The sequence below is a fragment of the Sorangium sp. So ce302 genome (assembly GCF_051530145.1).
In the GTDB taxonomy this organism is placed as follows: domain Bacteria; phylum Myxococcota_A; class Polyangia; order Polyangiales; family Polyangiaceae; genus Sorangium; species Sorangium cellulosum_B.
Window position 1 is genome coordinate 5,256,400 of the sequence record NZ_CP150326.1, and the last position, 25,139, is coordinate 5,281,538.

Genomic DNA, 25,139 nt, shown 5'->3' on the forward strand with positions numbered 1-25,139 from the left:
TTCGATTGCACTGAGCATTGTGGTTCCCTTTTGAAAATTCTCACGTCGTTGGCGAGAAAAGCCGGCCTCCACGAGGTCTTTCAGTACGTCGCCGTGACACCGAGTCCGAGCGCCACGCCGACCGGAGGAGAGGACCACGTGGTGAATCCAGCGGTCTCGCGCCGCTGGCCCCCGCGCTGGAGCACCGTGTCATCCACGATCGCGCCGGCCTCCGCGTATCCATGCGCGCTCCACCTGTCCGAGAGGGCCCAGGCGCTGCCAAGCCGCGCTCCAACGCTGAACAGATCGTCGTCGCGCACCGTCATGTCCCACGGATGCCGGGGGATGAACCGGACGAAGCCGACGGCCGCGACCCCGCAGCCGAAGAGGTGGTGGCCGTGCAGGCAGCCCACACCAGCCGCCGTGAAGGCCCTCGTGCTGATGGTCATCTTTTCCACCTCCTGCGCCAGGGAGACGAGCCCGCGCCCCTCCATCGCGATCGACCATCCGGGCCGGCGAACGCCGATGGATAGGGTCATGCCCGCCGCGGCCCCCGGCGTGATCCCGAGGCCGAGGGTCGCCCCGAGCCCCGCCTCCAGCCGCAAGCGTCCTGTCGGCGCTGGCATCGCCTCATGCAGCGGTGGCTTCGACGCGGTCCGGCGCCCCTGCGGAAGCGGCGGTGCAGGCGGCGGCGAGGGCTCGGAGGGCGGCGGCGCCCGCTCCGGCGCGGTCAGGATCTGCGCCACGATCGCGAGGGCCACGCCGGAGAGCAGCTCCGCGCAGCCGCGCCGGGTGCGGAACCCCTCGGCCCAGGCTGTCTCGACCGCGCCCTCGCTCTCGCGCAGGGCCATCGAGGCCGTGAGCTCCGGCCCCTCCCGCGCGATGCTGACCGTGAGCACCCGCGGCGCGTCGTCCTCGAACGGATCGCCGCCGAGCCCCCGCGCCACCTCCGCGCGCAGGAGCGCCTCGTCGGCGCAGCCCTCGGCGCCGGGGCCTCGTACGACCTCCAGCCGCATCGCAGCCCGTGGCAGATCCGGCGCGGCGCGCGCCGCGGCGACGCACAGCAGGACCATGGCCGCCGTGGCCACCGCGCCGGCGGCGCGCGCCAGCCACCTCGCGCCCCCGCGCGGACCGATGCCGCACCGGGCCAGGCGCGCGCCGAGCCTCGGTCTGCCGCAGGGCCCGCTCATCGCGACGGCTCGCTCCCCGGCGCGCCCTGCTTCGGAGCGGCGAGGCGCGCCAGGGCGACCGTGCGAAGCCGCTCCCGCACGTTCTTCAGCTGGCCCCCGGGGAACCGCTGCTCGTGCACGGCGATCTGCCGGAGCGCCCCGGCCGCATCACCGGCGGTGAGGCGCTCTCGCGCCGCGGTGAGCAGCCGCAGCTCCTCCGCGAACGTGTCATCGCGCTCGCTGGCCTCGCTGGCCCGCGGCGCCGCCCGCGGAGCAGCAGGGCACGGGCGGTGGGGCGCCTCGGGCGCGGGGGCGACGGGCCCCGGCTCGGGCGCCTGCTGCGGCGGGGTCGCTGCGAGGCAGGCGCCGCCCGCGGGCCGCAGCTCGGGCAGCACCGGCCCGAAGCGGCGAGCCCAGAGGGCCGGCGGCGGCGCGAGGGCGAGCAGCACAGCGACCGTTCCGGCGACGCCCGCCGCAGCCGACCCGAGGGCGACGGCGATCCGGCCAGGCCTCCGTGGCAGCGTCGAGGTGGCAGGCAAACGCGGCGGGGGTGCCGGCGGTCCGGGCGGAGCCGGCGGCGCAGGCGCTGTCGGCGGGGGTGCCGGCGGTGCGGATGCCGCGGGCGGAGCAGGCGCCGGCGGCGCGGACGCCGCCAGCGCCGTGGTGCTCGCGCCGCCGTCGCGCGCCAGGAACTCCGACGCCACCGGGAACGCGAGCCAGCAGCCGCGCAGCGCCTGCCGTTGCTCCGGGCGGAGCCGCGCGACGGCGGCGCGGTAGTCCTCACGGGCCAGGCGCAGCCGGTTGGCGGCGGTGTTGTAGTTGATCCCGAGCTCGCGCGCGATCTCGACGATCGGCACCTCGCAGGCCTCGTGCAGGACGAGCAGGACCCGCCGTTCGGGGGCGATCGTGCTCAGCACGTCGATCGCGAGCTCCAGCCGCTCTCGCTCCACGACGCGCTGCTCGCTGCTCGGCGCGGGATCGACGGCCTGGCCGCGCGGCGCGGGGTGCAAGCCGTCCGGCACCTCGCGGCGGCGGTAGGCGCGTTCCAGGTGATGGCTGACCTTCCGCCACGCGATCCCGAAGAGCCATCGGGCTTCCGCGCTGCCGCGCGGGCGCCGCCCATCCCGCTGCGGCGGATCGCCGGCCGAGTCCGCCTCGTGTGGAGGCGACGACGAAGCGGAGGCGGGGTAGTCGGGATCGAACCGTTCCAGGCTCTCGTACGCCGCAAGGAGGACCTCCTGGACCAGGTCGTCGATGTCGGGCGCGGCGACCCCCAGGAGCCGGAGCGAGCGCGGGAGGGTTTCGAGCGCTGCGGTGTGAACGGAATTCCAGGTAGCGGCGCGGGAGGCGTCAGCGGCGGAAGGAACGTGGGTGCTCATACCCAGAATTGCGGGGAGCTCTTCGGGTCTGTTTGAAAAACGCACGGCCCGGCGCACGGGACGGAGGCGCACGTGCGGCGAGCGTCGCGCTCACGACAGGCTGCGGCCCTCTGGCGGGATCCACGCCGCGTGGGGCGAGATCGTTTCCATGTGGGCCATCACCTCGGCCTGACCCCAGCGCTCGAGCGCCTTCATCTCCGCCGGGCCGAGCATCCGCTGAATCGCACCCCAGGTGCGCTCGAACTCGAGCGCGACCAGGTGCTGCGATAGCCCGGTGAGCGGGCTCAGGTCGGCGTCGTCGCCGCGGTACGCCGCGTAGGCCTCGGCGTCCCATCCTTCCAGCGGGAGCGCTTCCGCCTCGTCGATGCGCCGATCCAGCGCCTCCTCGGTCTCCGCCCACGCTCGGGCGATCTGGAGGAGCTTGGCGATCTTGTCGAGCGGCAGGCCGAAGCGCGCGACGCGGTGCTCCTTGCGGCGCGATAGCCACACGACGAGCACCTGCCACATGGTCCGCCAGTCCGGCAGCCGGTCGAGGACGAAGTAGCGCTCCTCGATCCACGCGCGGATCTGCGCCGCGGCCGCCGTGCCCTGGGTGCGCTCCACGTCGGCGAGGAACGCCGCGATGTGCACCGCGATCATGGCTTCGTAGTCCCGCTCCTCTTCGTCCAGCGCCTCGATCGCGATCTCCGCCCGGACGCAGCGGCGCGCGGCCGCCTTCACCGCCTCGACGTCGTCGATGCGAAGCCCTAGATCGGGCCAGAAAGGCGTTACCCTGTCCAGACTGAGGAGCCGGACAGCATGCGTGTAAGCGTAGCATACATTGAGGTCGAGGAGATCGAGGGTGGGGGTCATCGGCAGCGTGGCTCGGACATCCATGGCAACCCAACCCTACCAGCCAGGTGCATCTCCAGGCGACGCCTGAGGCGCCCGCCGCCTCCTTCGTTCGCTGGAGCGTCGACCGCCGCGCGCCCGCGCTCGGCGCGCCGGAGAGCGCCTCTCCGGCCGGAGCCGCTCTAGAATGCGGGCATGCGATTCGAAGGCCCACGCGCTCCGGGCACGCCGCTCGCCCTCGCTGGGGCCGCCTCGCGGAGGTCGTCGTGACGGAGTCCGCCCACCGGCCCGAGATCGAGCGCGCGCTCCGCTTCATCGCCGCGAACCTCGAGAGGCCCATCACGGTCGCGGACGTCGCGCGCGCGGCGCGCCTCAGCGAGTTCCATTTCCACCGGGTCTTCCACGCGGCGGTCGGCGAGCCGATCGGGCGGTTCATCACCCGGAGGCGGCTCGAGCAGTCGGCGCTGCGGCTCGCGTACGAGCCGGACCGCAGCATCATGGACGTGGCGCTCTCGTCCGGCTACTCGTCCGCCTCGAACTTCTCGAAGGCGTTTGCGGCGCACTTCGGCTGCAGCCCGTCGCAGGTGCGGAGCCCGGAGCGCGGCCTCCCCGTCGCGATCGGGAAGCTGACGTCGCTCTACGGGAAGGACTTTCGGCCGGAAGAGCTCTACACGCTCCCGCCCGAGCGCGGAGTCGACGAGCGGCGCCTCGAGGCGGCGGCGTGGAGCGCGCGGGTCCGCTTCGAGACCACGAGCGGGCTCGACTTCGCATGCCTCGCCAGCCCGGGCGGGTACGACGTCCCGGCCCTCGAGCGCCTCTGGTCGGACCTCATCGCTGCCGCCCGGCAGCTCGGGCTCTGCGAAGACGCCGTGGATGCCTGGGATATACCGCACGACAGCCCGCAGATCACGGCCCCCGAGCTGTGCCGATACCACGCCTGCGTGCCCTGTCCGGAGGCCGTCCCGCTGCCGCCCCCGCTCTTCCGCGGCCGGATGAGCGAGGGCCGCTACGCCGTCTTCCGCTATGCCGGCGAGGTGTCCGGGATCCCAGAGGCGTATCGCAGCATCTATTCGTGCTGGTTCAGGGAGAGCAGCCTCGCGCCCGACGACTTCACCTCCCACGAGCACTACGTCACGGACGAGCCGAAGGACGGCCGCGTGGACCTCGATCTCTGGTTCAAGGTGCGGCCGCGCCGCTGACCGCAGCAAACGCGATCCGTTGTCCATCGCACCAACATCATCCCGTTGCGAGCGCGGCTTCCCAACAGCGATGCGCTTCTGATACAAGCCATCTTGTTGAGGGGGACATACGGGAGGGAAACGATGGCGAACGAAATGGACGCCACTTCGGGGCTGCTGCATACATTCTTTGCATCCTGTCCAGAGATGCTCTTCATCGCGGGAATCGATGGGGATGTGCTGCACTCGAGCGGCGCGCTCCGTCGGGCGCTGGGGGCCGGGATAGCGGATGGCAATTCGCTCACGGCGCTCGTCCATGCGGAGGATCGCGCCGACTTCGCCGCTGCGTGGATCCGGCTGAAGGAGCAAACAGAGCCGGTGCAGGTCGATGTGCGCCTGATGGACGCCCAGGGCGCTTACCGGCGTCTGACGTGCAACGCGAGCCGGGCGCCCGAAGGGGGCACGATCCACGGGTCGCTGCGGCAGGCCGACGCCGACGGCAGGCGCGGCCCGGCAGAGCCGAGCCTCAAGGAGCGGCTCCTCGACGGTCTGGCAGACAGCCTGGAGGTCGTCATCTGGGCGATCGACACCGAGGGGACCATCCTCTACCACGACGGCAAGGGGCTCGATGCCGCCGGGCTCGCGAGGGGCGAGCTCCTCGGGAAGAACCTGATCGAGCTCTATCCCGAGAGAGAGCGCGCCTCCTTGCGGGCGGCGATCGCCGGCACGATGGCCCATGATCACACCACGGCGCACGGCGTCCACTGGGAGAGCTGGGCCGTCCCCGTGCGCAACAGGCGCGACGAGGTCGACGCGGTGCTCGGGTTCTCGCTCGACGTCACCGCGGTGAAGCGCGCGCAGGAAGAGCTGCGGGCCAGGCTCACTCAGATCGAGAAGCAGCAGGAGGTGATTCGCAACCTCTCCACGCCGATCATCGAGGTATGGAACGGGGTGCTGACGCTCCCCATGATCGGCGTGGTCGACAGCGTGCGGACGGCCGAGGTGATGGATACGCTGCTCGCGCGCATCATGGAGAAACAAGCCCATTTCGCGATCCTCGATCTGACCGGGGTCGACATGGTGGACACGAAGGTGGCGAGCCATCTCATCGAGCTCGTGGCGGCGATCCGCCTGCTCGGCGCCGAAGGCATCGTCGCCGGCATCAAGCCGAACGTCGCGCAGACGATGGTCGCGCTGGGGCTCGATCTCTCGACGATCTCGACGCAACGCGATCTGCGAGCTGCCCTGAGCTACTGTATCCGGCGCATGGCGCCGCAGCCGCCGCAGGAGAGCCGCGCCAGCGTGACCGCGAGCTGACAGGGCCCCACGCGCAGCGCCCCGGCGCCGTTCGGCCTCGCCTGCCCGGTATCCGGCTCCCTTTTTCGACGGATGTGCTCACCCGGAGGGTGCGGAAGCGCGAGAACGGAGCGATGATGCCGCCCGGTTGTGACGGTTCAGCAGCGGGGGCCGCGCTCGGCCCTCGCATCTGGCTCACGGGGTGGGTGCGTGCACACGACAGCCGAAGATCGCGCAGAGACTCTTCACATCGACCCACGTCTCCTGATCGAGGCCCTGGACGACCCAGCGCTCGTCATCGACGCGCGGGGCGCCGTCCTGTGCAAGAACGAGCAGCTCGATCGCCTCCTCTCGGGGCTCGGGGCGCCGAGCCTGCCGCTGTCGCCGGAGGGCGATCGCGTGCTCCTGTCGCTGGCGCCCGCGGCCGCCGACGTCGCCCGGATCCAGGCGCTCCTCTCGGGCGAGGTCGATCGAGCCGAGATCGACCTGCCGGACGAGGGCCGCGGCGCGCCGCGGTGGATGCTTCGCGGGCTCGCCTGCACGATCGGCGGCGGCCGCGGCGCGTTGCTCCGCCTCGTCGATGGGGGGGAGCGCGGGGTCCGGGAGCACCAGCGCCGGTGCGCGCAGGTGGTCGAGTCCATGCACCTCGGCTGCACGTTCCTCGCCCTCGATGCCCCGGAGGATGACCGGTCGCTCCGGTACGTCTACATGAACCTTGCCGCCGAGCGGATCGCCAGCAGGCCCACCGCGGCGATGCTCGGCCGGACCATGGACGAGAGCGTCCCCAGCCTTCGGCAGATCGGCATTCCTCAGCGCCTTGCGGAGCTGATCCGCAGCGGCGAGACCGACGAGAGCGAGGTGATCCTCCCCCAGGAAGTGGGCACGCGCGTCATGACGACGTGGTCGTTCCCGGTGGGCGATCAGTGCGTCGCCGTGGTCTACGACGATGTCACCGAGCGCAGGGCGACGGAGGCGTCGCTCGAGAGCGCGCGCCTCCTCCTCGACGGCATCATCGAGCACCTCCCGCTCATGCTCTTCGTCAAGGATGCGGCGGAGCTCCGCTATGTGCGGGTGAACAGGAATTTCGAGGAGTTCCATGGCCACGCGCCAGGAGAGCTGATCGGCTTGCGCGCCAGCGACTTGTTGCCGCAGGCGCTGGCCGCGAAGATCGACGCCGAGAGCCGCGACGTCCTCGCGGGGGGCGTGCCGGTCGAGGTCCCGGAGCTCCGCGTCCCCTCGAAGCGCTTTGGGGACCGCATCGGCCGCGCCCGGTTCATCCCCATGGAGGACGCCAAGGGCAAGGGCCGTTATCTCCTCGGGCTCATCGAGGACGTCACCGAGCGCAAGAGGATCGAGGACGCGCAGCGCCAGGAGTCGATCCTCCTGGAGACCCAGCGGCGGCTGATCGAGCTCGTCCAGGAGCTCTCGACGCCGAGCATCCCCATCCACCCGGGCATCCTCGTCGTCCCGCTCGTCGGCCAGATGGACAGCTCGCGCGGCGCCCAGCTCGTCGAGTCGCTCGTCGCCGCGGTCGAGCGGCACCACGCCGAGTTCGTCATCATCGATATCACCGGCGTCACGTCGGTCGACAGCGCGGTGGCCAACCACCTGCTCCAGGCCACGCGCGCCGCGGGGCTCCTCGGGGCCGAGTGCAGCGTCGTCGGCGCCTCGCCCAGCATCGCCCGCACCGTGATCGAGCTCGGCATCGAGTTCGGCAAGCTCGCGACGCACCGGGACCTGCAAGCCGGGTTCCGGCACGCGCTGGCGCGGAAGGGGTATGTGATCAGCGCGCGCGCGGATCGAAAGGCCTGAGCGCGGCGGAGCCGTCCGCGCCGCGCGAGATGGCCGCTTGCGCTACCGCGCCGGCGTCACGAGCCTGGCGAGAACATGAGGGGATACACCACCGTGACGACGCCGCCCGCGGGCGCCGGGAACGTGAACTTCTCGAACTCGCGCAGGACGCAGCTCACGACCGCGCGATCCGGCATGGGCGCGCTCGCGGCCGACGGCGGGGAGCTGGCCGGCGGCAGAGCGCCCTCGGTGACGGCGGTCACCTTGCCGTCCCTGCCGATGACGAAGCGCACAGCGATCCGGCCAGCGAGGTTGGGGTCGCGGCGCAGCCCGTCTTCGTAGCATTTGCGCAGCCCACCGAACCGCGCGCGCACGGCCTGCTGGATCTCCGTGGGTGGCAGCCGGCCCGAGACTTCCATCGATAGCGCGCGAAACGAGGGCGGCGCTCCTTTCGGGCCGGTGAACCGGCCTTCGCGGGGGAGGGCTCCGAGCATGAGGATCTCCGGCTTCGAGCCGGGCGGTCGCTCCTTCCATTGCCGCGCGCGGGCGAGGGTGGTCGACACGACCTCCTTGACGTCCGCGAGGCTCGCTCCTGGCACGGCGCGCAGACCGATGCGGTCGAGGCAGGTCCGCGGCGCCTTCGCGCACGCGGCTTCGGCGAGCTCCGCGAGCGCTGCGGAGGCGCGCTCCCGCTGCGGGCCCACGACCTCGCGCTTCACGAGCGTCCGGACGAAGCCGCCGCCCTCCGAGGCGGCCTTCGGGATGGCGGTCAGCTCGAAGAGGCTCAGCTCCACGTCGTTTGCGCGGACATCGATGGCGATCTCGAAGCGCGGCGGCTCCGAGGCGTCCTCACCGGGAGGACCTGGCACGGGCGTGCGGAAACGGAACCAGCCCAGGCCGGTGCGCAGCAGCGCCACGGGGTAGCCGGCGAAGGCCGCCGTGCGGGATACGCTCTCGATGACGATCCAGGAGACGGTGTAGTCCGCGGCGATGGTGATCTCGCGCTGGGCCGGGGCGCCGCGCTCGCTTGCGCGGGTGCGGCGCGCCTCTAGCTGTTCGAACAGCTCATCGAGCTTGGTGAGCTGGCCGAGCTCGGTGATGCTTTTCGCGTCGCCGACGAGCCGGCCGTCCAGGCGGATCTGATGGCCGCGGATCTCGACTTCCGGCGGTGAGGCCGCGTCGAGCGGGTCGTCGGGAGCGGCGGGCGGCGCAGAGGGCGCGATGGGTACCGTGATCGCGCGCTCGGTCGGGGCGCGCGGGGGTGCGGGCGAGGCGCACGCGCAGAGCGACGCTGCCAACAGGACGGCGGGGCAGCTGGTCGGGTGAGGCATCGAGGGATCTCTAGGGTCGCTTCGCTGGACTGTCGTGATGCGAGGAGGGAAGCATACATGTTCAGGCGAGCGAAAAGCGAGGCTGGCGATCCGTCGAGAGGGGTGGTTCCAGCGGGGTCCGACGGGGGGGGCTCCGCGGGACCGCGCGTGCATCGACGCGAATACGAGAATCCGCAAGTGATGCGGCGCCGCGCCCCTCAAGTCGGGGCCTTCGCACGATGGCTTGCACGCCGAGGACTCGAGCACGGCTCACCAGCGTTCGAGGGGAATTGAGCCACGGCTCGCGGACGCTCACGACTTCGACGCCGCGCCGATCCAGGTCCAGCACCGCTTGCAGATTGCCGACCATCGAGCGGCCGAACCGCTCAATCGCCCAGATGAGCAGCACGTCGAACTTCCCCTCGTGCGCGGCGCGCATCATCGCGTCGAACTTGCTGCGTTCCTTCGCCGTGCTCGCCTGCTCCTCGTACTCCGCGACGATGTGCAGGCCGCGCGTGCGCGCCTGGCGCGTCAGGTCGGATCGTTGGTTGGCCGTCTTCTGCTCGCCCTTGCTGACCCGCAGGTACATCGCGGCACGCTTCCTCATCGCGCTCCGAAGGTACCCCGGCCCGCCGGCGCCAGCGTGACCTCCATCACGCGCGCAAATTTCGGATAGAAGAGACTATCCGCCATGCTCCATGGATAATTCCCAGCACCTCGCGCATGGCGGCTTGGACGACCTTGTCCTCGAACGCCGATATTTCACTCGGCGCCGCCGGGCGTCATGGCTCTCCGTCTTCAGCGCTCTTTCCCGATTCCATTCTCCACTTCACGGAGTTCTATCACACAATGCTGGTCGCGACCGCCCGGACGTGTGCGCGGTATGTGGACGGATCGGATCCGGATATTATATGATGAGTGTCGGCGTCATCTCGCCGACGCGAGATGGCGCTTGCGTGGTCCTGCGCCCATCTCGACTCGATTGCATCAGTACCACATCGGGGGACGATATGACGTACATCAGGAGACTCACGGCGCTGCTGGCGATATCGGCCGCGACCGGGATGATGGGCTGCATCTCGGCATCCGGATCGAGCGACGAAGCGACGGGGGTGAACGAGGAGATCGTCGAAGAGGCCTCGAGCGCCCTCAGGGTGCCCACCTATTCGTCGAGTGGGTTTGTTCGGCGTATATTTCTGCGCTACACCCCCAACGCCTTCGGCCCGGTGGCCATCGCCGTTCCGGTCGGCTCCATGGTCGACCTCGTCTGCAGCACGCGTGGAGATTCTGTGGGTGGTAACAACCTCTGGTACAGGCTCGACAATGGCTTCTACATCCCCGACGTGGCGGTATGGACGGGTAGCAACTTCCCTGTCGTAGGGCCTTGTGACTAGGCCGATGACAGTCTCCTGATATCTGTCGGCCTGTTACCGCTTCTCCTCCCTGGCGGGTAGCTACGAGCGCCGGCCGGCGGTGCCTCCCGCCATCTCTCGCGCCCCTTGCGCTCTGGCCACGCTGCACCCCAGCTTTCAGACACCGCTCATGCCTGAAGGCGACACCCTCTTCCGCATCGCCGCCGCCCTCGGCCCCGCGCTCACGGGCGCGCCCGTCGTCGCGCTGGAGCTGCCCCGGAGCGACCAGCCGTGCCGTCGGCTCGTCGGCCGCCGCGTCGAGCGCGTGGAGGCGCGCGGCAAGAACCTCCTGATCTTCTTCGACGAGGGGACCGTGCTCCACACACACCTGCGCATGAGCGGGGCCTGGCACCTCTACCGCGAGGGCGAGCGCTGGAAGCGGTCCGAGGCGACGGCGTCGGCCATCCTCGCGGTCCCGGGCTACGTCGCCGTCTGCTTCCGCGCGCCCGTCGCGCGGCTGCTCCGCGCGAGCGCCCTGCGCGGCGACCGCCTCCTCGGCGGCCTCGGACCGGATCTGCTCGGCGACGCCTTCGACGCCGCCGAGGCGCTCCGCCGCCTGCGCGCCCTCGACGAGGTGCCGCTCGGCGTCGCCGTCATGGACCAGCGCGTCATCGCGGGCATCGGCAACATCTACAAGAGCGAGCTCCTCTTCCGGACGCGGCTCGACCCCTTCGCCCCGGTCCGGGCGTACTCCGACGAGGAGCTCTCCGCGATGCTCGACGTCGGCCGCCGCCTCCTGCAAGCCAACGTCGAGCCGCGGGACGCCGCCAGCGCGTACCGTGGGCCGACCGCACATTACATGACCACACGCACGACGCGCGCCGGCGGAGACCGCAGGAGGCCAGTCAGCGTGTACGGCCGCGAGGGGCGCGCCTGCTACGACTGCGGCGCCGCTGTCCAGATGCGCCGACAGGGAACGATGATGCGGTCGACTTACTTCTGTCCTCGCTGCCAGCCGCCCCGCGCCGCGCCGCCGCCGGCCGGGCCTGCTCCGTCCGCGCCGTGACCTCGGCCGCCGGCGGGCCGCGCTGCGGCGCGTGCGCGAACACCAGCACCCCCGGCGATCGCGCGGCGCGCGCAACCGTGCTGCCCGGCAGACCTTTCCCGCGCTCCGATCGTACGATCCGCCCCATGCGCCTCACCCTGCTCCTGATCCTCGCGCTCGCGTCTGGGTGCAGCCACCCCCTGGACGAGCCTGTCGCGCCGGCCGCCGACAGCGCAACGCCCCCGCCGGCCCCTGTCTCCTCCTCCTCGGCGAATGCGCCGGGCTCGCCGCCCGAGACGGGCACCGCCGAGGCCGAGATCGACCCCCGCCTCGCCCCGCTCATCGCCGCCGCCTTTCGCGACTACAAGCCCTGGGGGCGCGTCGACGACGAGCTCCGCTGGGCGCCCTGGCTGTGCCGGATGCCGCTGCCCGGCCGCGTCCGCATGAGCGCCGCCGAGGACGGCGGCCACGCCCGCAAGCTCTACTCGGTGTTCGCCAAGCACCGCGATCGCTATCCGCTCGTCGAGGGACAGGCGCCCGTCGCCCAGCCGGTCGGACAGGTCCTGATCAAGGAGAGCTATGTTCCCGAGCTGGTGGAGGACGGCGCGGCGGCCGCCCTCCCGGGCGCCGGCGCCACGCCGCCGGACGCCGCGGACCACTTCGATCCCCTCCTGCGCGACGGCGATCGCGTCTACCGCGCGTCGCGCCTCGCCGGCGCCTACGTGGTGCTCAAGGTCGCGCCGGACACCCCCGGCACCGACGCGGGCTGGGTCTACGGCACGGTCACGCCCGCGGGCCAGGTGACCTCCGCCGGCCGGGTCGCCTCGTGCATGGGCTGCCACGTGAGCGCCCGTCACGAGCGCGTCTTCGGGCTCGCGCCGGCGCCGCCCGCGGCGCCCTGACGGGCTCCGGACGCCGCGGCAGCGTCGACGACTCCGGCGAGCGCATCCAGCGACATCGGTTTGACGAAGTGGGCGTCGAACCCTGCCGCCTCGGCGCGGCGGCGGTCCGACGCCTGCCCGTACCCCGTGAGCGCGATGAGCGCGCCCGAGCACAGCTCAGCCTCCCTCAGGCGCCGCGCCACCTCGTAGCCGTCCATCCCAGGGAGCCCGATGTCGAGGAGCACGAGATCGGGCCGATGCTCCGCCGCGGCCTTCAACGCGCTCGGGCCGTCGCCGGCAATCCACACCTCTTGCCCGAGGGCCAGCAAGGCGTCGGCGAGGGTGCTCGCCGCGTCCACGTTGTCCTCGACGATGAGGACGCGGAGCTTCCTCGCCGCCGGAGACGGCCGCTCTGCGTTCTTCGAGGGCGCGAACGTCGCCTCGACGGCCGTGGCGGGCGCGCGCTCGTCCGCCGCCGCGGGCACGCGCTCTTCCGCCACGACCGGTAGGCGCACGATGAACTCGCTGCCTTGCCCGAGCCCCGGGCTCGTCGCTTCGATGCTCCCGCCGTGGAGGGCGACCAGATCGCGGACGATGGTCAGCCCGATACCGAGGCCGCCGGGCGCCCGATCGAGGCTGCGATCCGCCTGATGGAACAGCTGGAAGACATGGGGCAGCACCTCCCTGGCGATCCCGATCCCATCGTCGCGGACGCGCAGCTCCACCCGGTCGCCGCGCTGCTCGACCGTCACCCCGATGTGGCCCCCGATATCCGTGTACTTGCACGCATTGGTGAGCAGGTTGACGAGGATCTGCTCGAGGCGGACGGCGTCCCCGAGGACGTGGACGGCGGCCGCCGGCAGCGCGAGCCGGATCTGGTGCCGCCGCGCCTCGATCTGCTCGCGCGTCGACTCCACGGCGCGCATCACGGCGGCCTTGACGTCGATCCGCTCCTTGCGGAGCTCGATCTTCCCCCGGGTGATGCGCGACACGTCGAGCAGATCGTCCACGAGGCGCATCAAGGTCCTCGCTTGCCGCGCGATCACCTCGACGTGCTGGTCCGGCGGCCCGCCGCGGCTCCGCCGCCGGAGGAGCTCCACGGCCACGCAGATCGGCGCCATGGGGTTGCGCAGCTCGTGCCCGAGCATGGCCAGGAACTCGTCCTTCCGGCGATCCGCGTCGGCCAGCGCGTCCTCGACGCGCTTTCGCTCGGTGATGTCCATGGACGAGCCGACGAACCCCAGGAACGCTCCGGCGGCACCGAAGCGCGGGGCGCCCTGCGTCACGACCCACCGGCTCTCGCCGTCCCGGCGGAGCATCTGGCACTCCAGCGTGAACGGCTCGCGCGTCTCGATCGATTCGGCGCACGCGCTCGCGACGAGCGGGCGCTCTTCCGCGTGGACCGCGTCGAGCCAGCCGTCCCCCAGCTCCTCGTCGAGGGAGCGCCCCGTGAAGCGCAGCCACGTCGTGTTGACGTACTCGCACCCTCCGGAGGGCCCGCACATCCAGATCATCATGGGGGCGCAGTCGGCGAGGGAGCGGAAGCGCTGCTCGCTCTCGCGGAGGCGCTCGACGTCCTCGGCGACCTGGCGGCGCAGCCTGGCGATCTCGATGCGACCGCCGACCCGCGCGAGCAGCTCGCGGACCGAGAACGGCTTGACGAGGTAATCGTCCGCGCCCGCCTCGGCGCCGTGCACGCGCGACGCTTCGCCAGATCGCGCCGAGATGAACACCACGGGGACGAGCCTCGTCCTCGGCTCGGCGCGCAGCGCCTCGAGGAGGCCGAACCCGTCGAGCCCGGGCATCATGACGTCGGTGAGCACGAGATCGGGCACGCGCGAGCGCACAGCGCAGAGCGCCATCGCGCCGTTCTCGACGGCCTCCACGGTCCACCGCGTCGCGAGGACGTCCCGGAGGTAGCTCCGCATGTCGGGGTTGTCCTCGACGAGCAGGACGTGGCCGGCCGGGCCCTCCGCCGGGCGCGTGTCTCCCGCGCTTGCCGGTGACCCCAGCGGCGGCTCTGCCGACGGCGCGGACCCGGAGACCCACTGCGACGCTTCCTCCACGAACGCCTGGAGCGTCACGGCCGTCATGCCGAGCTCCCGCTCGGCGCCGATGTGCGCCGCGGGCACGTGCGCTGATCCGGCGGGGATGCGGACGGTGAACGTGCTGCCTCGACCGACCTCGCTCGTCGCCTGGACGTCGCCCGTGTGGAACCGGACAAGCTCCCGCACGAGCGCGAGGCCGATGCCGGAGCCCTCGTGGCTCCTCCCGCGCGCCCCGTGGACCCGGTGGAAGCGCTCGAAGATCCGGGCGAGCTCGTCGGCGGGGATCCCCGTCCCCGTATCGCGGACCTCGAGGAGCACGTGGTCGCCGCCCCACCGGAGCGAGATCGCGATCTCGCCCTCGAACGTGAACTTGAACGCGTTCGAGACCAGGTTGAGGACGATCTTCTCCCACATCTCGCGATCGACGTAGACCCGCTCCGGGAGCGGCGGGCAGTCCACCACGAGCCGGAGCCCCGCCCGCTCCACGGTCGCGCGGAACGCGTTCGCCACCTCGGCGGTCAGCGCCGAGAGGTCGAGCGCCTCGTAGGCCATCTGCATCCGAGCGGCCTCGATCCGGGCGAAATCGAGCAGGGTGTTCACGAGCTTGAGGAGCCGCCGCGCATTGCGGCGCGCGAGCTCGACGAGCTCGCGTTGCCTGTCCGTGAGGCCGCCGGGCGCGCCGGTCAGGAGCTCGTCGATCGGGCAGAGCATGAGCGTGAGCGGCGTCCGGAACTCGTGGCTCACGTTCGAGAAGAACCTGGTCTTGAGCTCGTCGAGCCGGCTGAGCTGCTCGTTCGCCACGCGGAGCTGCTCGTTCGCGCGCTGGATCTCCTGCGCCCGGAGGAAGACCTCGGCCTCGACCCGCTCCGCCCGCGTCTTCAGCTCCTCCGTGCGCCGTGACTGCTCGATCCCGCGCTGCTTCAGGCGGACGAACTCGGTGACGTCCTCGACGCGGTGGATGATGTACGCGACCTTGCCGTCCGGCCCCATGAGGGGCGAGTTCAAGGGGCTCCAGTACCGTTCCTCGAAGCCGCCTCCCTCCGCTTCGGGGCGCGGGATATCGTATTTCTGCACGGCCATGCTGTCCGGGGCGCCCGTCTGGATCACCCGCTCGAACGAGGCGCGCAGGTTCGTCGTGCCGGTCGCGTGCAGATCGTCCGGATTGTCGGGGAAGGCATCGAAGGCGTTGCGACCCAGGAGCTCCTCGCGCCGCGTGTTCGCGGCCCGGAGAAAGGCATCGCTCGCGGCGATGATGGTGAAGTCCGGACGGAGAACGACGTAGTTTCCCGGGAGCCCCTCGAAAATGGCGCGGAAATCCGCGCTCGCGGGCAGCGCCTGCTCGCTCTCCGATCGCTGATGCGGCTTCGTGCTCGAGATGAGGCTCGTGGACATGGGCAGATCTTCGGGAGAAGACCTGGTGCACGAGATCGCCTATCGCTACCCGGATCTCCGCGCCCCCGCGACGCTCGGCCGCAGCAGTGAGCTCGGCGCCGGCTCGCCGCTGACGGGCGCCGCTTCGGGCTCCTCGGGCGCGGGCTCCATGATGCGCGCGATCCAGGACAGCCCCTCCACGTTCTCCAGCGTGATCTTCGCGACCATCATGATGGGCACCGACAGCAGCGCACCCGCCGGCCCCCAGAGCCAGCCCCAGAAGAGCATGCCGATCAGGACGGCGAGCGGCGACAGGCCCAGGGTCCGCCCGAGCACGCGCGGCTCGAGCACGTTGCCCACCAGCAGGTTGATCAGCAGGTACCCGATGGCCACGAGGGCCGCGGTGCCGGGGCCTTGGCTGGCCAGCGCGGCGAGCACGGCCGGGATCGTCGCGACCGCCGCGCCGATGTTGGGGATGAAGTGCAGGACGAACAGGCTCGACGCCAGGAGGAGCGCCAGGTCCACACCCAGGACGACCAGGAGCACATAGGCGAGGACGGCGACGAGCAGGCTCGTCAGCGTCTTCACCACGAGATACTTCTTCACCTCCCGCACGATGCGATCGACGTGCTCGAGGCCGCGCGCAGGGGTCGAGAGCAGCCGCCGCACCTTCGCGCCCGCGCCGGCGCCCTCGCAGAGCGCGAAGAACACGACGAGGAGCACCACCCCGAGGCTCGACGCCGCGCTGGCGACCGTGACCGCGGCCCCGCCGAGGAGGGGGACCAGGGACGCCGTGTGCAGCGTGCGCGAGAGGAGCTCCGGGTTCACCGGGAAGCCGCGCTCCGTGAGCGTCATGGCGAGCGCCTCGGTCATCGAGGACATCCGGACCAGGTAGACCGGCACCTTCTCCTCCAGCTCCACCCCGGCGATGGTGACCACCGCGCCGACGAAGACCAGGATCGCCAGGTCGACCACGAGCGCGGCCAGCGCCCCGAGGGCCGCGGGCAGCCCGCGGCGGGTCACCCAGGTCGCGATGGGCGACGAGATCGCCGCGAGCGCGACGCCGAACAGCACCGGCACGAGGAACGGCTCCGCGTAGCGCAGCCCCACGATGACGACGACCGCCGCCGCCGCGACCACGACCATCTGAGCTCGACGAGACATCGTGAAGATCCCCATGCCCAACCTCGTTGCTGACGGGCTCTCGCGTCACCTCCGCTCCGGTGGAGCGGAGCGCGGCGCAGTCCCGAGAGGAGCAAGGGATGCGCCACACTCCGTCCCGCCCCGAGCCGCGGCGCGACGGCGTGGATCGCTATCGCGCCGACACCCGGGCATCGCCGGCTTGCCCGCCGTTCAGCGGCACCGAGCCGTGCTGGGCGGCGTCGGTCTTCGGCGTCGTCCCGGTGACGTATGCCTTGACCGCCTCGACGAGGAACCTGAGCCCGGCCGCGCCTTCGTTGTCCCAGTACTCGCCCTCGCGCGGGCTCACGTGGATGAGCGCGAGGGAGGGATCGTCCTTGCCCTGCGGGAAGAACACCTTCGCCTCCTCCGACCACAGCGCCTCGATCTTCGTCCGACTCCGCACGATCGATGCGCGGCCCGACAGCGACAGGAAGCGGCGCCCCTCCTGGAGGGTCACATTCACCTCCGGCTGCGACTCGATCTCATCGACCTTGCCCGAGTCGATGCTCGTCATGAACCAGACGTCCCCGGTGTCGCTGTCGACCTTCATGAGCGCCATCGGACGCGCCCGCAGCGCCCCCTGGCTGGCGTGCGTGACGAGCATGGCAGTCCGGAACTTCTTGAGGATCTCCAGCAGCTTCTCCCGCGATCCAGTTTCCATGGTTTCCTCCATCGAGCTCCGGCCTCAGTGCGAGATCCGGACCATGGCCTGAGCGCAAGGTGGAGGGCGTGGATCATGGCTCTGCTGTGCCGCACCGAGCGTGCGTTCGAGGCATTCCGCCACAGCGGCAGGCGCGGCCCGCCGCGCCCGCGCAGCGCTCGATCTGGGGGAGCGGGGAGGGGGAGAGGACCGAGGGCGGGTGAAGCTACGCCGCGCGGGCGAGCACGAGGGCCCCGATCACGAGCACGAGGAGCGCGAGCGCGCCGGCGACCACCAGCGCCACCTTGCCCCACGCGATCGGCGCCGTGCCTGTGACGTGGCTCGCGTCCTGACCGTGGACGACGGCGCGGTAGCTGCGCCCCTTGTAGCGGTAGGCGAGCACGTACGATGGCAGCGCCAGCCGGCGCGTCTCGAGCGCGTGCAGGAGCACCGCCACGTGCACGTTGCGGAACGTGGACCCCGGGATCACGCCTCGCGTCAGGGCGTCCTCCGCGCTGGCGGCGATCCGCTCGCTGACGATCTTGCGCGCCGCCGAGCGCTGCGCGTCGAACTGCTCCAGCACCGCGTCGGGCGGGCCGAGCTGCTGCTCTGTCCCGTGCGCGGCGGGCACCGCCAGGTCGAGCCGGAAGTACGGCGCGAGCTCCCGGGCCTCGTCGAGCGAGAGCCCGCGGGAGGCGGACAGGAGCAGGTTCCGGAACGGCAGCCGCGTCTGTCCGGCGTGCGGGGCCCAGCTGCTCAGCCGGGCGCCAGCGTTCGAGTCCGCCGTCCAGCTCACCACGGCGTCCGCGCTGACGAGCCAGCCCGCCCACCAGATCGGGCGCAGCCCCTCGACGGTCGCCGCGCGCGCGAGATCCGACGGCCGGAAGAAGCCGAGCGTCGACATCCACTGGCGCAGCGCCTGATCGGCCCGATCGGGGGGCACCCCGAACGGGAGCAACCAGTCGGCCTGATCGATCGGGTCGACCGGCTGCTCGATCCGCGTGACGGCGCCGCAGAAGCGGCACTTCGGCGCCTGCGCCTCGGCCGAGTACGAGACCGCGGCGCCGCACTCGGTGCACCGCAGCACCTGCACCGCCTGCGGGGCCGTGGCGCGGCCCTGCGGCGCGGCGAGGCCGCAGACGGCGCAGCGCAGGTCCCCCGGCTCCAGCGGCCCCTGGCAGCGCGAGCAGCACGGCCCCGTGGCGCTCGTGGTGGCCGAGGCGACGTCCATGCTCGCGCTCATCGCGTCCCTCCGGTCGGTGTGGGGCTGCTTCCGGGGCGGACGCGCTCGGTCGGCGCGGGGGCGGCGGCGGGGGCGGGCGGCCCCGCGGCGCCGCGCCGTTCGGCCGGATCGCGGCCCTGGTCGCGCGCCGCGGCGAGGAGGAACGGCGCCGCGATCAGCGCGATCACGAGCACGACGGCGAGGGCGATCTTGATCCAGGAGAGGGGGGCCTTGCCGTGGATCGCGCCGGTCTGGCCGTTGATGAGGACCCGGAAGGGCGGCTTCTGCGGGTCGTGCCGGATGGCGAGCACCCAGAGGGGCACATAGAGCAGCTCGAGCGTCTCGCGGTCGAGGTGCGTCTCGTGCGTCAGGCCGTGGTGGCTGTCCCCGGGCATGAAGCCCGAGAGGTCGCGGCCGATCTTCTCCAGCGCCTCCCGCCGCGCGAGGCCGTAGCACTCGGCCTGGGTCATCGTCGGCTCCTCGGCGATCCAGCCGCTGAGCACCGCGGGCGTGTAGCGCCGCATCGTGCGGAGGTCGAACGGCTCGATCACCTCGAGCTCGGCGTTCGGGACGGCGCGAGACGCCACGACGAGCACGTCCATGACGTAGGTCGCGTGCTGGCCTTCGAGGTGCCGGTGCTCGGTCCTGGTGACGACGCGCGTCCGGGTGACGCTGTTCCCCTTGTCGTCGGTCGTCGTGTACGTCTCGGTTTCCTGGTAGTCCTCGCCGATCTGCGCCGCGTAGCGCGTCTGCGCCATCGCCGAGTACAGGTAGGCGGGCGTGTAGACGCCGCGGATCGCGTCGATCGTCGCCGTCTTGACGCTGGACTGCACGAAGAAGCTCCGCTTTCCCAGCCACGCCTTGACCGCGCCCTGCGCGCTCTCCCGGGTCGTGGTGAACCCCACGACGAAGTGCGGCGACGGCCGATCATGGGAGGGCGGCCGCTCCACCACCGAGGGCGACGCGCAGTAGGGGCACACCGCGGTACGCTGGTCCGCTTCCACGCGCAGCGAGGCGCCGCAGGTCTCACATTCGAGTTGCACCGGCGCCCGAGAGAACCGCACCGGGGGGCGCGGCGTCAACAGGGAAGGGCGTGGTCGTTCACGGCTTACCGTTGACGACCACGACCACGACCACGACCACGTTCGGATGTCGGAGAACGCGGAGCGAGTCTTGGCTAACAGGGAACGGGCGGCGGGCGGCTCCCGAGGTCGGCGGGAGATGCCGAGTCGCCGGTGTCCTGCTGCGGTGTCTGCCGCATCAGCGGAGACAGCGAGCTCCGCGCCCAGCGCCTGACCGCGGCGTCCGGCCAGGGCTGCCACCGGGGGCTGGCCTGCGGCGCGCGAGCCGCCGCGGCGGATGCGCGCGGGGCGCGCGCCCCGGTGCGCAGGCGCGGCGCGGGCCGCGGCTCGTCGAGGAACCGGAGGAGATCGGGGGCGAGATCGCTCACCGCTTCCCGGTGCGGGTAGTGCCCCGCCCTGGCGAAGCGCCGCACGGCCGCGCCTTCGATGTAGCGGTCGATGTCCGCCGCGTGGCGCGCCGGGATCACCTGGTCGCGCTCGCCCCAGTAGACGGCGAGCGGCGGTATCTCCGGGAGCCGATGAGCGATGTCCATGAGGTGATGGCGCTGGCCGCGCAGATCGATCGCGTGGCGGAGCGTGCGCGACAGGGCGCGCGCCGTGCCGGGCCGCGCGTTCATCCGGGCGAGGTGCCTGCGCTCTTCCGCGCTGAAATCGCCGCCGAGCACCAGCACCCCCGCGTGCGTGCCGACGCCCATGAGCACCGGCGCGGCCAGCTCGATCAGCCCGGTCACGGCGGCGAGGCGCAGCGGCAGCGCGACCTCCGTCCCGATGCCGCCCGCGGCGACCAGCCCGACGCGGTGGATGCGCCCTGGCCGCTCGGTGGCCACGCACATTGCAATGCTGCCGCCGAACGAGTGCCCCACCAGATCGAAATCGCCGAGCCGGAGGGCACGGATCCATTCAGCGACCACGCCCGCATACCACGCGACCGTATAGGGCGCGTCGGGCCGGGCCGAGTCGCCATGGCCGGGCAGGTCGAGCGCGACGACCCGGCGCCCTGCCGCCGCGAGCGCGGGGGCGAGGCGGTTCCAGGTCCGACAGCTGTCGGACAGGCCGTGTACCAGGACCACGGGGCGCTGGTCCGCGCCGCCGTTCCGGGAGGGGGTCCATTCTTGCCAGTGGACCTCACCAGCAGAGAGGACGCGAACATGGCTGCGACACGTGACCGACATGTTCTTCATCAAGAGTTCGCACGAAGTGCCGCGTCTGTCCAGATTGCACGGCTGAGATGGGGAGCTCGGGGGGACGCCGCGAAGCGCGCTTCGCGCCCAGTGTGGGTTTTGCAGCGCCAGCGTACGCCGCACTGGGCACATTCGAGTGGTCCCCGGAGGGCGGCCGCCCTGCCTCCTCCCTGGCTCGGCGTGTCCTTGCCGCAGTCGGCCGCTTTGTCATCCCACCTCGGTGCTGCGTTCGATGCCCTGGCCGGGCCGCCCTGCTGACGCACGGACAGAATCAAACTTCATGGTTACTTGTTGACATCGCGCTCTACTTGAGACGAGTCTCGCCGCATCGGAAGACGTACGCTGGCGCGCTTGCTCTGTTGTGAGAGCGAACGCTGTTTCCACGCGCGCCGCGGGGGGCGGATCTGAAGGCTGAGGGAATACAGGTATGCCCTGCGCCAGATCCGACGCGCTGGGTGACTCCGTCGATATGGGCATCATTCCCCAGGAGTCGCCGAATCGACATGATGCGATTTGCCGGCCTGCGCCCCCAGGCTGTGCGCATCGTGGCGAGACGCGCGATTGCAATTCGTGGCTGCATTGTGTTCGCGCTCATTGCCGGTGTCGCTGGCGCCTTCATTGGACGTGCCGTTCCGCGCGACGCGCCGAGCGCACAGGCGGCCGCCCAGGTGCGGCTGCTCATCAACGCCGCCGTCGAACGGTCAGCAAGGCCAGCCCGCCGCGCTCCTCGGGGGCCAACCTCGCGCTCGACCGCCGCGGCAGCGCCGCTCGTCCCAGAGGACGGGGCAAGAAGAAGAGGAGTTCCATGCAGCGCTCGACCGTCTCCCGTGCCCGAATCGGGACGAGGCGCCGCCACCGGGCGATAACGAGAGACGTGGGGCGGCCGCTGTGCCAGCCTGAACCCCGTGGTGTCAGGCCGCGCAAGGTCGAGCCGCGAGCGGGCGTGGAGCGCGAACAGGCGCTCCCCGAGCCCTCCCGCAGCGGCATCGCGATGGACCGAGCGGCCCTCACCCTCGCGAACCGCACGAGATGACCGAGATGCGAGACCTCGAGAGAAATGCACAGGATGCGCGGGCGATGCTGCGCGAGGCGGCTGACGCGGCGACCTCCGCGCGCCGCGCTGTCCGTCACGTCCTCGAGGAGCTCGAATCCATCATCGCGCTCCGCGCCTCCGCCGGAAGCGCGCAGGACATCCATCGCGTGCGGAAGCTGGTCGACGACCTCCGCGCCGCGCGGAGGTCGGCGGGCATCTCGTTGTGTGCGGCGCAGCGCACCGCGGACGGCGCGCTCCACGCGCTCGGCGGGGAGTCGCCCGGCGATCGAGCGCGGACTCGAGCCCGCGACCGCGCCGAGCTGAAGGGTCGGCACAACTCGCACCATCGACGGATCGGGCGAGCGTCCCGAGCGCGGACGCCGCGACCGTCCGACCTGAAGCGCGAGCGCCATGGCGACGCTGCCCGCGCGCGACGACCTCCTCGAGCGCGCGATGCGGCCCCGGCATGAGCGTACCCCTCCGGCGCCCGGCGACCGTCGAGGCGACGTAGCGCCCATGCGTGACGCGAACGAGCACAGCGCCTGCGTGGACGCCTGGATGGAGCGGGCAGCACGGGGCGCGCCGCCCGACCGCCTCATCCAGCTCTTCGAACGAGCGTTCAACGCCCTGTGGTGGCGCGCCCACGTCACCCTCGGGGAGGTCACGCTCGGCGCCATCGTGGATCGCGTTCTCTACTATGCCTCCGAGCGATCCCCGGTCCTCTCGTCGCTCAGGATGGAGTCGGCCGGGATCTGTTGCGTGGAGCTCCAGGAGCGCGCCGGGGGCGTGCGTCGCGACCAGATCGAGGAGGGGCTCCGGTTCATCCTGGTGGAGTTCCTCACGGTCCTCGGAAACCTGACGGCGGAGATCCTCACGCCGGCGCTCCACGCGGAGCTCTCGAAGGTCGCGCAGGAGGAGGCGGGCGGGATCGAGAGAGCGTCGGAGAGCGCGCCCGGGATCTCCGAGGGCGAGGACGGCGAGGAAGTGGAGCCATGACGAAGAAGACGGCCATCGCGCGCATCGAGACGGGGGTGCGAAACCTGGATGCGCTGTTCGGGGGGGGGCTGCCGAAGGGCTCGATCGTCGTCGTCGCCGGCCCGCCGGGCGCGGGCAAGACGATCCTCACCCAGCAGATCTGCTTCCACAACGCCTCGGCCAGGACCCGGGTCCTCTACTTCAGCACGCTCTCGGAGCCGACCGCGAAGACGCTGCGCTACCTGAATCAGTTCGACTTCTTCGACGCCGGGAAGATCGACGGGGGAATCCAGTTCGTCGACCTCGGCGCCATCCTCCGGACGAAGGGCCTCGACGGCGCCTTTCGGCTCGTCATGGATCACGTCAAGAAGGTCAAGCCGTCCATGGTCGTCATCGACAGCTTCAAGGTCTTCGACGACCTCGCCAAGTCCAAGGAAGAGCTCCGGAAGTTCGGCTACGAGCTCGCGATCAACCTCATGGCGTGGGAGACCACCACCTTCTTCCTCGGAGAGTTCGGGCAGAGCGACATCGAGACCAACCCCCTGTTCTCGATCGTCGACGGGCTGATCATGATCAACCAGCGCCAGGAGTCCGGCGAGCAGCGGCGGGTCATCCAGATCGTCAAGATGCGCGGCACCGACCACAGCCGCGAGGAGCACTCGTTCGCCATCACGCGGGCCGGCATCGACGTGTTCGCGCCCCGCCTCACCATCCACCGGGCGGCCGTCGAGGGCAAGGAGCCGCGCCTTAGGACGGGCATCTCGAGGCTCGACGAGCTCCTCGGAGACGGGATCCCGCGTGGCTCCACCCTCCTCATCGCCGGCGTGGCGGGGACCGGCAAGACGGTGCTCTCGCTCGAGTTCATCTACCGCGGCGCGAAGGCCGGCGAGAAGGGGATCTTCTTCTCCTTCGAGGAGAGCGATGCGCGGCTGCGCGCCACCGCCCGTGGCCTCGGCTGGGACCTCGACGCCGAGATCGAGCGCGGGATGGTCGAGATCGTCTTCATCCCGCAGCCCGACATCCTGGTGGAGGGGCACCTGCTCATGCTCAGCGAGCGGATCCTCGGCATGAAGGCGCGGCGCGTGGTCGTCGATTCGGTCTCGGTCTTCCTGCACAAGGTCAAGGACCCGCAGGTAGACCGAGAGAAGGTCTTCCAGCTCGCCAGCGTCATCCACAACGCGCAGGCGGTCGGCTTCCTCGCCACCGACATCCCCTACGGCACCAACCAGATCAGCCGCTTCGGCGTCGAGGAGACCGTGGTCGACGGGGTCATCCTCCTCTCCTCGACGGAGGAAGGGCTCGAGCGCCAGCGCTACATCGAGATCTACAAGCTCAGGAACACCGCCCACCTCAGGGGCCGGCACAGCATCCACATCGGCCCGGGCGGGCTCATCGTCTATCCCCGTTACAACGCGGAGGCGGCGTTCGGCGAGCCGCCGCCCCCGCTCGACACGGCGCGGCGCCTGCCCTCCGGCGTGCCCGGGCTCGACGGGCTGCTCGGCGGAGGGCTGCTCGAGCGCAGCGTCACCCTCCTCTCCGGGAGCGCGGGCATCGGGAAGAGCACCCTGTCGCTGCAGTTCCTCCTCGAAGGCTGCCGCCGCGAAGAGCCGGGGCTCTACCTCGCCCTCGAGGAGGGGCCCGCGCAGCTCATCAGGACCGCGGAGGCGCTGGGGCTGCCGCTCCACGAGGCGACCGAGAAGGGGCTCGCCGAGGTCATCTATCTCTCGCGGGAGCGCGTCCGCCCGAGCCAGCTCCTCTCGCTCCTGACCGACAAGATCCGCACGCAGAAGACGCGTCGATTCGTCCTCGACAGCGTGAGCCACCTCGCGGCCGAGGGCATCGCGGAGGACGAGCTGCGGCAGCTCCTCTACGCGCTGATCACGCGGTTCAAGGCGCTCGGCGTGACCACCCTGCTCACGCTCGAATCGAGCGTGATGTACTCCAGCGAGACCGTCACCGACCGCAGGTTCTCTCCGGTGGCCGACAACCTCGTCGTGCTCCGGTACACGCTCCTGCCGGGCGAGATCAGGCCGACCCTCATGGTCGTGAAGACGCGCGGCAGCGAGCACGATTTCGGCACCTACCACTTCACCGTCGGGAAGGGCGGCGCCCGTATCGGGCAGCGCGCTGGCCTGGGTGCCCCTCTGGCGGCGAACAACATCGAGCGCCGGAGGCGAGCGAAGAAATAGGGGGC

Annotated in this window: 19 protein-coding genes; 8 read left to right on the forward strand and 11 right to left on the reverse strand. The window is 71.3% G+C overall.

All coding sequences use genetic code 11. The features are described from left to right. Positions 1 to 80 precede the first annotated feature (80 nt). The 3 genes from WME73_RS19915 to WME73_RS19925 form a co-directional block, all read right to left on the reverse strand. Positions 81 to 1,169 (reverse strand): hypothetical protein, encoded by a 1,089-nt coding sequence (locus tag WME73_RS19915; protein WP_437916748.1) that lies wholly within the window; start codon positions 1,167 to 1,169, stop codon positions 81 to 83. Further along, on the reverse strand, positions 1,166 to 2,527 hold the full coding sequence (locus tag WME73_RS19920) for an RNA polymerase sigma factor (protein WP_437916749.1): 1,362 nt from the start codon (positions 2,525 to 2,527) through the stop codon (positions 1,166 to 1,168). The genes WME73_RS19915 and WME73_RS19920 overlap by 4 nt, the downstream gene beginning before the upstream one ends. Positions 2,528 to 2,617: 90 nt before the next feature. Continuing rightward, entirely contained in the window at positions 2,618 to 3,403 is a 786-nt protein-coding gene (locus WME73_RS19925; RefSeq protein WP_437916750.1) for a hypothetical protein, read from the reverse strand. Positions 3,404 to 3,624: 221 nt separating this feature from the next. Here WME73_RS19925 and WME73_RS19930 point away from each other — a divergent pair, with 221 nt between their 5' ends. The 3 genes from WME73_RS19930 (at position 3,625) to WME73_RS19940 (ending at position 7,644) form a co-directional block, all read left to right on the forward strand. Then, positions 3,625 to 4,557 (forward strand): AraC family transcriptional regulator, encoded by a 933-nt coding sequence (locus WME73_RS19930; RefSeq protein ID WP_437916751.1) that lies wholly within the window; start codon positions 3,625 to 3,627, stop codon positions 4,555 to 4,557. 123 nt (positions 4,558 to 4,680) lie between these two features. Continuing rightward, complete coding sequence (locus WME73_RS19935) at positions 4,681 to 5,853, forward strand: PAS domain-containing protein (protein WP_437916752.1); 1,173 nt, start codon at positions 4,681 to 4,683, stop codon at positions 5,851 to 5,853. Between the two features lie 189 nt (positions 5,854 to 6,042). Further along, positions 6,043 to 7,644 (forward strand): PAS domain-containing protein, encoded by a 1,602-nt coding sequence (locus WME73_RS19940; protein WP_437746991.1) that lies wholly within the window; start codon positions 6,043 to 6,045, stop codon positions 7,642 to 7,644. 56 nt (positions 7,645 to 7,700) lie between these two features. Here WME73_RS19940 and WME73_RS19945 read toward each other — a convergent pair whose 3' ends face one another. Further along, on the reverse strand, positions 7,701 to 8,954 hold the full coding sequence (locus WME73_RS19945) for an AgmX/PglI C-terminal domain-containing protein (RefSeq protein ID WP_437916753.1): 1,254 nt from the start codon (positions 8,952 to 8,954) through the stop codon (positions 7,701 to 7,703). Positions 8,955 to 9,015: 61 nt separating this feature from the next. Then, the gene (locus tag WME73_RS19950) at positions 9,016 to 9,540 is read right to left on the reverse strand and encodes a recombinase family protein (protein ID WP_437916754.1); all 525 of its coding nucleotides are present in this window, start codon (positions 9,538 to 9,540) and stop codon (positions 9,016 to 9,018) included. Positions 9,541 to 9,943: 403 nt separating this feature from the next. Between WME73_RS19950 and WME73_RS19955 the strand changes: the two genes are divergently transcribed. The 3 genes from WME73_RS19955 to WME73_RS19965 all read left to right on the forward strand — a co-directional run bounded on the left by WME73_RS19955 (position 9,944) and on the right by WME73_RS19965 (position 12,232). Beyond that, a complete protein-coding gene (locus tag WME73_RS19955) occupies positions 9,944 to 10,327 on the forward strand; it encodes a hypothetical protein (RefSeq protein WP_437916755.1) in 384 nt (127 codons plus the stop codon). 148 nt (positions 10,328 to 10,475) lie between these two features. Further along, positions 10,476 to 11,351 carry a DNA-formamidopyrimidine glycosylase family protein gene (locus WME73_RS19960; RefSeq protein WP_437916756.1) on the forward strand — a complete coding sequence of 292 codons (876 nt, stop codon included), beginning with the start codon at positions 10,476 to 10,478 and terminating at the stop codon, positions 11,349 to 11,351. 125 nt (positions 11,352 to 11,476) lie between these two features. Continuing rightward, positions 11,477 to 12,232: a hypothetical protein gene (locus WME73_RS19965; RefSeq protein WP_437916757.1), complete on the forward strand. Its 756-nt coding sequence runs from the start codon at positions 11,477 to 11,479 to the stop codon at positions 12,230 to 12,232. Here the strand turns inward: WME73_RS19965 and WME73_RS19970 are convergent. From WME73_RS19970 to WME73_RS19995, 6 genes are all read right to left on the reverse strand, one after another. After that, positions 12,184 to 15,651: an ATP-binding protein gene (locus WME73_RS19970; RefSeq protein WP_437916758.1), complete on the reverse strand. Its 3,468-nt coding sequence runs from the start codon at positions 15,649 to 15,651 to the stop codon at positions 12,184 to 12,186. The two genes, WME73_RS19965 and WME73_RS19970, sit on opposite strands and share 49 nt — an antisense overlap. A 45-nt stretch (positions 15,652 to 15,696) precedes the next feature. Beyond that, a complete protein-coding gene (locus tag WME73_RS19975; RefSeq protein ID WP_437916759.1) occupies positions 15,697 to 16,794 on the reverse strand; it encodes an AI-2E family transporter in 1,098 nt (365 codons plus the stop codon). A gap of 148 nt (positions 16,795 to 16,942) precedes the next feature. Beyond that, entirely contained in the window at positions 16,943 to 17,473 is a 531-nt protein-coding gene (locus WME73_RS19980; protein WP_437916760.1) for a pyridoxamine 5'-phosphate oxidase family protein, read from the reverse strand. Positions 17,474 to 17,678: 205 nt separating this feature from the next. Next, on the reverse strand, positions 17,679 to 18,695 hold the full coding sequence (locus WME73_RS19985) for a zinc ribbon domain-containing protein (RefSeq protein WP_437916761.1): 1,017 nt from the start codon (positions 18,693 to 18,695) through the stop codon (positions 17,679 to 17,681). Continuing rightward, positions 18,692 to 19,756: a hypothetical protein gene (locus WME73_RS19990; RefSeq protein WP_437747008.1), complete on the reverse strand. Its 1,065-nt coding sequence runs from the start codon at positions 19,754 to 19,756 to the stop codon at positions 18,692 to 18,694. Before WME73_RS19990 ends, WME73_RS19985 begins: the two co-directional genes overlap by 4 nt. Positions 19,757 to 19,851: 95 nt before the next feature. Continuing rightward, positions 19,852 to 20,928, reverse strand: coding sequence for an alpha/beta fold hydrolase (locus WME73_RS19995; protein ID WP_437916762.1), 1,077 nt, complete (start codon positions 20,926 to 20,928; stop codon positions 19,852 to 19,854). A 1,558-nt stretch (positions 20,929 to 22,486) separates the two neighbouring features. Here WME73_RS19995 and WME73_RS20000 point away from each other — a divergent pair. Together WME73_RS20000 and WME73_RS20005 are read left to right on the forward strand one after the other, a co-directional pair. Beyond that, entirely contained in the window at positions 22,487 to 22,966 is a 480-nt protein-coding gene (locus WME73_RS20000; RefSeq protein WP_437747010.1) for a hypothetical protein, read from the forward strand. Beyond that, positions 22,963 to 25,134: an ATPase domain-containing protein gene (locus tag WME73_RS20005; protein WP_437916763.1), complete on the forward strand. Its 2,172-nt coding sequence runs from the start codon at positions 22,963 to 22,965 to the stop codon at positions 25,132 to 25,134. The genes WME73_RS20000 and WME73_RS20005 overlap by 4 nt, the downstream gene beginning before the upstream one ends. The last annotated feature ends 5 nt before the right edge of the window (positions 25,135 to 25,139 follow it).

Coding starts and splice junctions, on each gene's coding strand:
- WME73_RS19995 (WP_437916762.1), bottom strand. CDS start 20,928: ATGTCGGTCACGTGTCGCAGCCATGTTCGCGTCCTCTCTGCTGGTGAG.
- WME73_RS19915 (WP_437916748.1), bottom strand. CDS start 1,169: ATGAGCGGGCCCTGCGGCAGACCGAGGCTCGGCGCGCGCCTGGCCCGG.
- WME73_RS19935 (WP_437916752.1), top strand. CDS start 4,681: ATGGCGAACGAAATGGACGCCACTTCGGGGCTGCTGCATACATTCTTT.
- WME73_RS20005 (WP_437916763.1), top strand. CDS start 22,963: ATGACGAAGAAGACGGCCATCGCGCGCATCGAGACGGGGGTGCGAAAC.
- WME73_RS19960 (WP_437916756.1), top strand. CDS start 10,476: ATGCCTGAAGGCGACACCCTCTTCCGCATCGCCGCCGCCCTCGGCCCC.
- WME73_RS20000 (WP_437747010.1), top strand. CDS start 22,487: ATGCGTGACGCGAACGAGCACAGCGCCTGCGTGGACGCCTGGATGGAG.
- WME73_RS19980 (WP_437916760.1), bottom strand. CDS start 17,473: ATGGAAACTGGATCGCGGGAGAAGCTGCTGGAGATCCTCAAGAAGTTC.
- WME73_RS19985 (WP_437916761.1), bottom strand. CDS start 18,695: ATGAGCGCGAGCATGGACGTCGCCTCGGCCACCACGAGCGCCACGGGG.
- WME73_RS19920 (WP_437916749.1), bottom strand. CDS start 2,527: ATGAGCACCCACGTTCCTTCCGCCGCTGACGCCTCCCGCGCCGCTACC.
- WME73_RS19965 (WP_437916757.1), top strand. CDS start 11,477: ATGCGCCTCACCCTGCTCCTGATCCTCGCGCTCGCGTCTGGGTGCAGC.
- WME73_RS19975 (WP_437916759.1), bottom strand. CDS start 16,794: ATGTCTCGTCGAGCTCAGATGGTCGTGGTCGCGGCGGCGGCGGTCGTC.
- WME73_RS19950 (WP_437916754.1), bottom strand. CDS start 9,540: ATGAGGAAGCGTGCCGCGATGTACCTGCGGGTCAGCAAGGGCGAGCAG.
- WME73_RS19945 (WP_437916753.1), bottom strand. CDS start 8,954: ATGCCTCACCCGACCAGCTGCCCCGCCGTCCTGTTGGCAGCGTCGCTC.
- WME73_RS19925 (WP_437916750.1), bottom strand. CDS start 3,403: ATGGATGTCCGAGCCACGCTGCCGATGACCCCCACCCTCGATCTCCTC.
- WME73_RS19955 (WP_437916755.1), top strand. CDS start 9,944: ATGACGTACATCAGGAGACTCACGGCGCTGCTGGCGATATCGGCCGCG.
- WME73_RS19970 (WP_437916758.1), bottom strand. CDS start 15,651: ATGTCCACGAGCCTCATCTCGAGCACGAAGCCGCATCAGCGATCGGAG.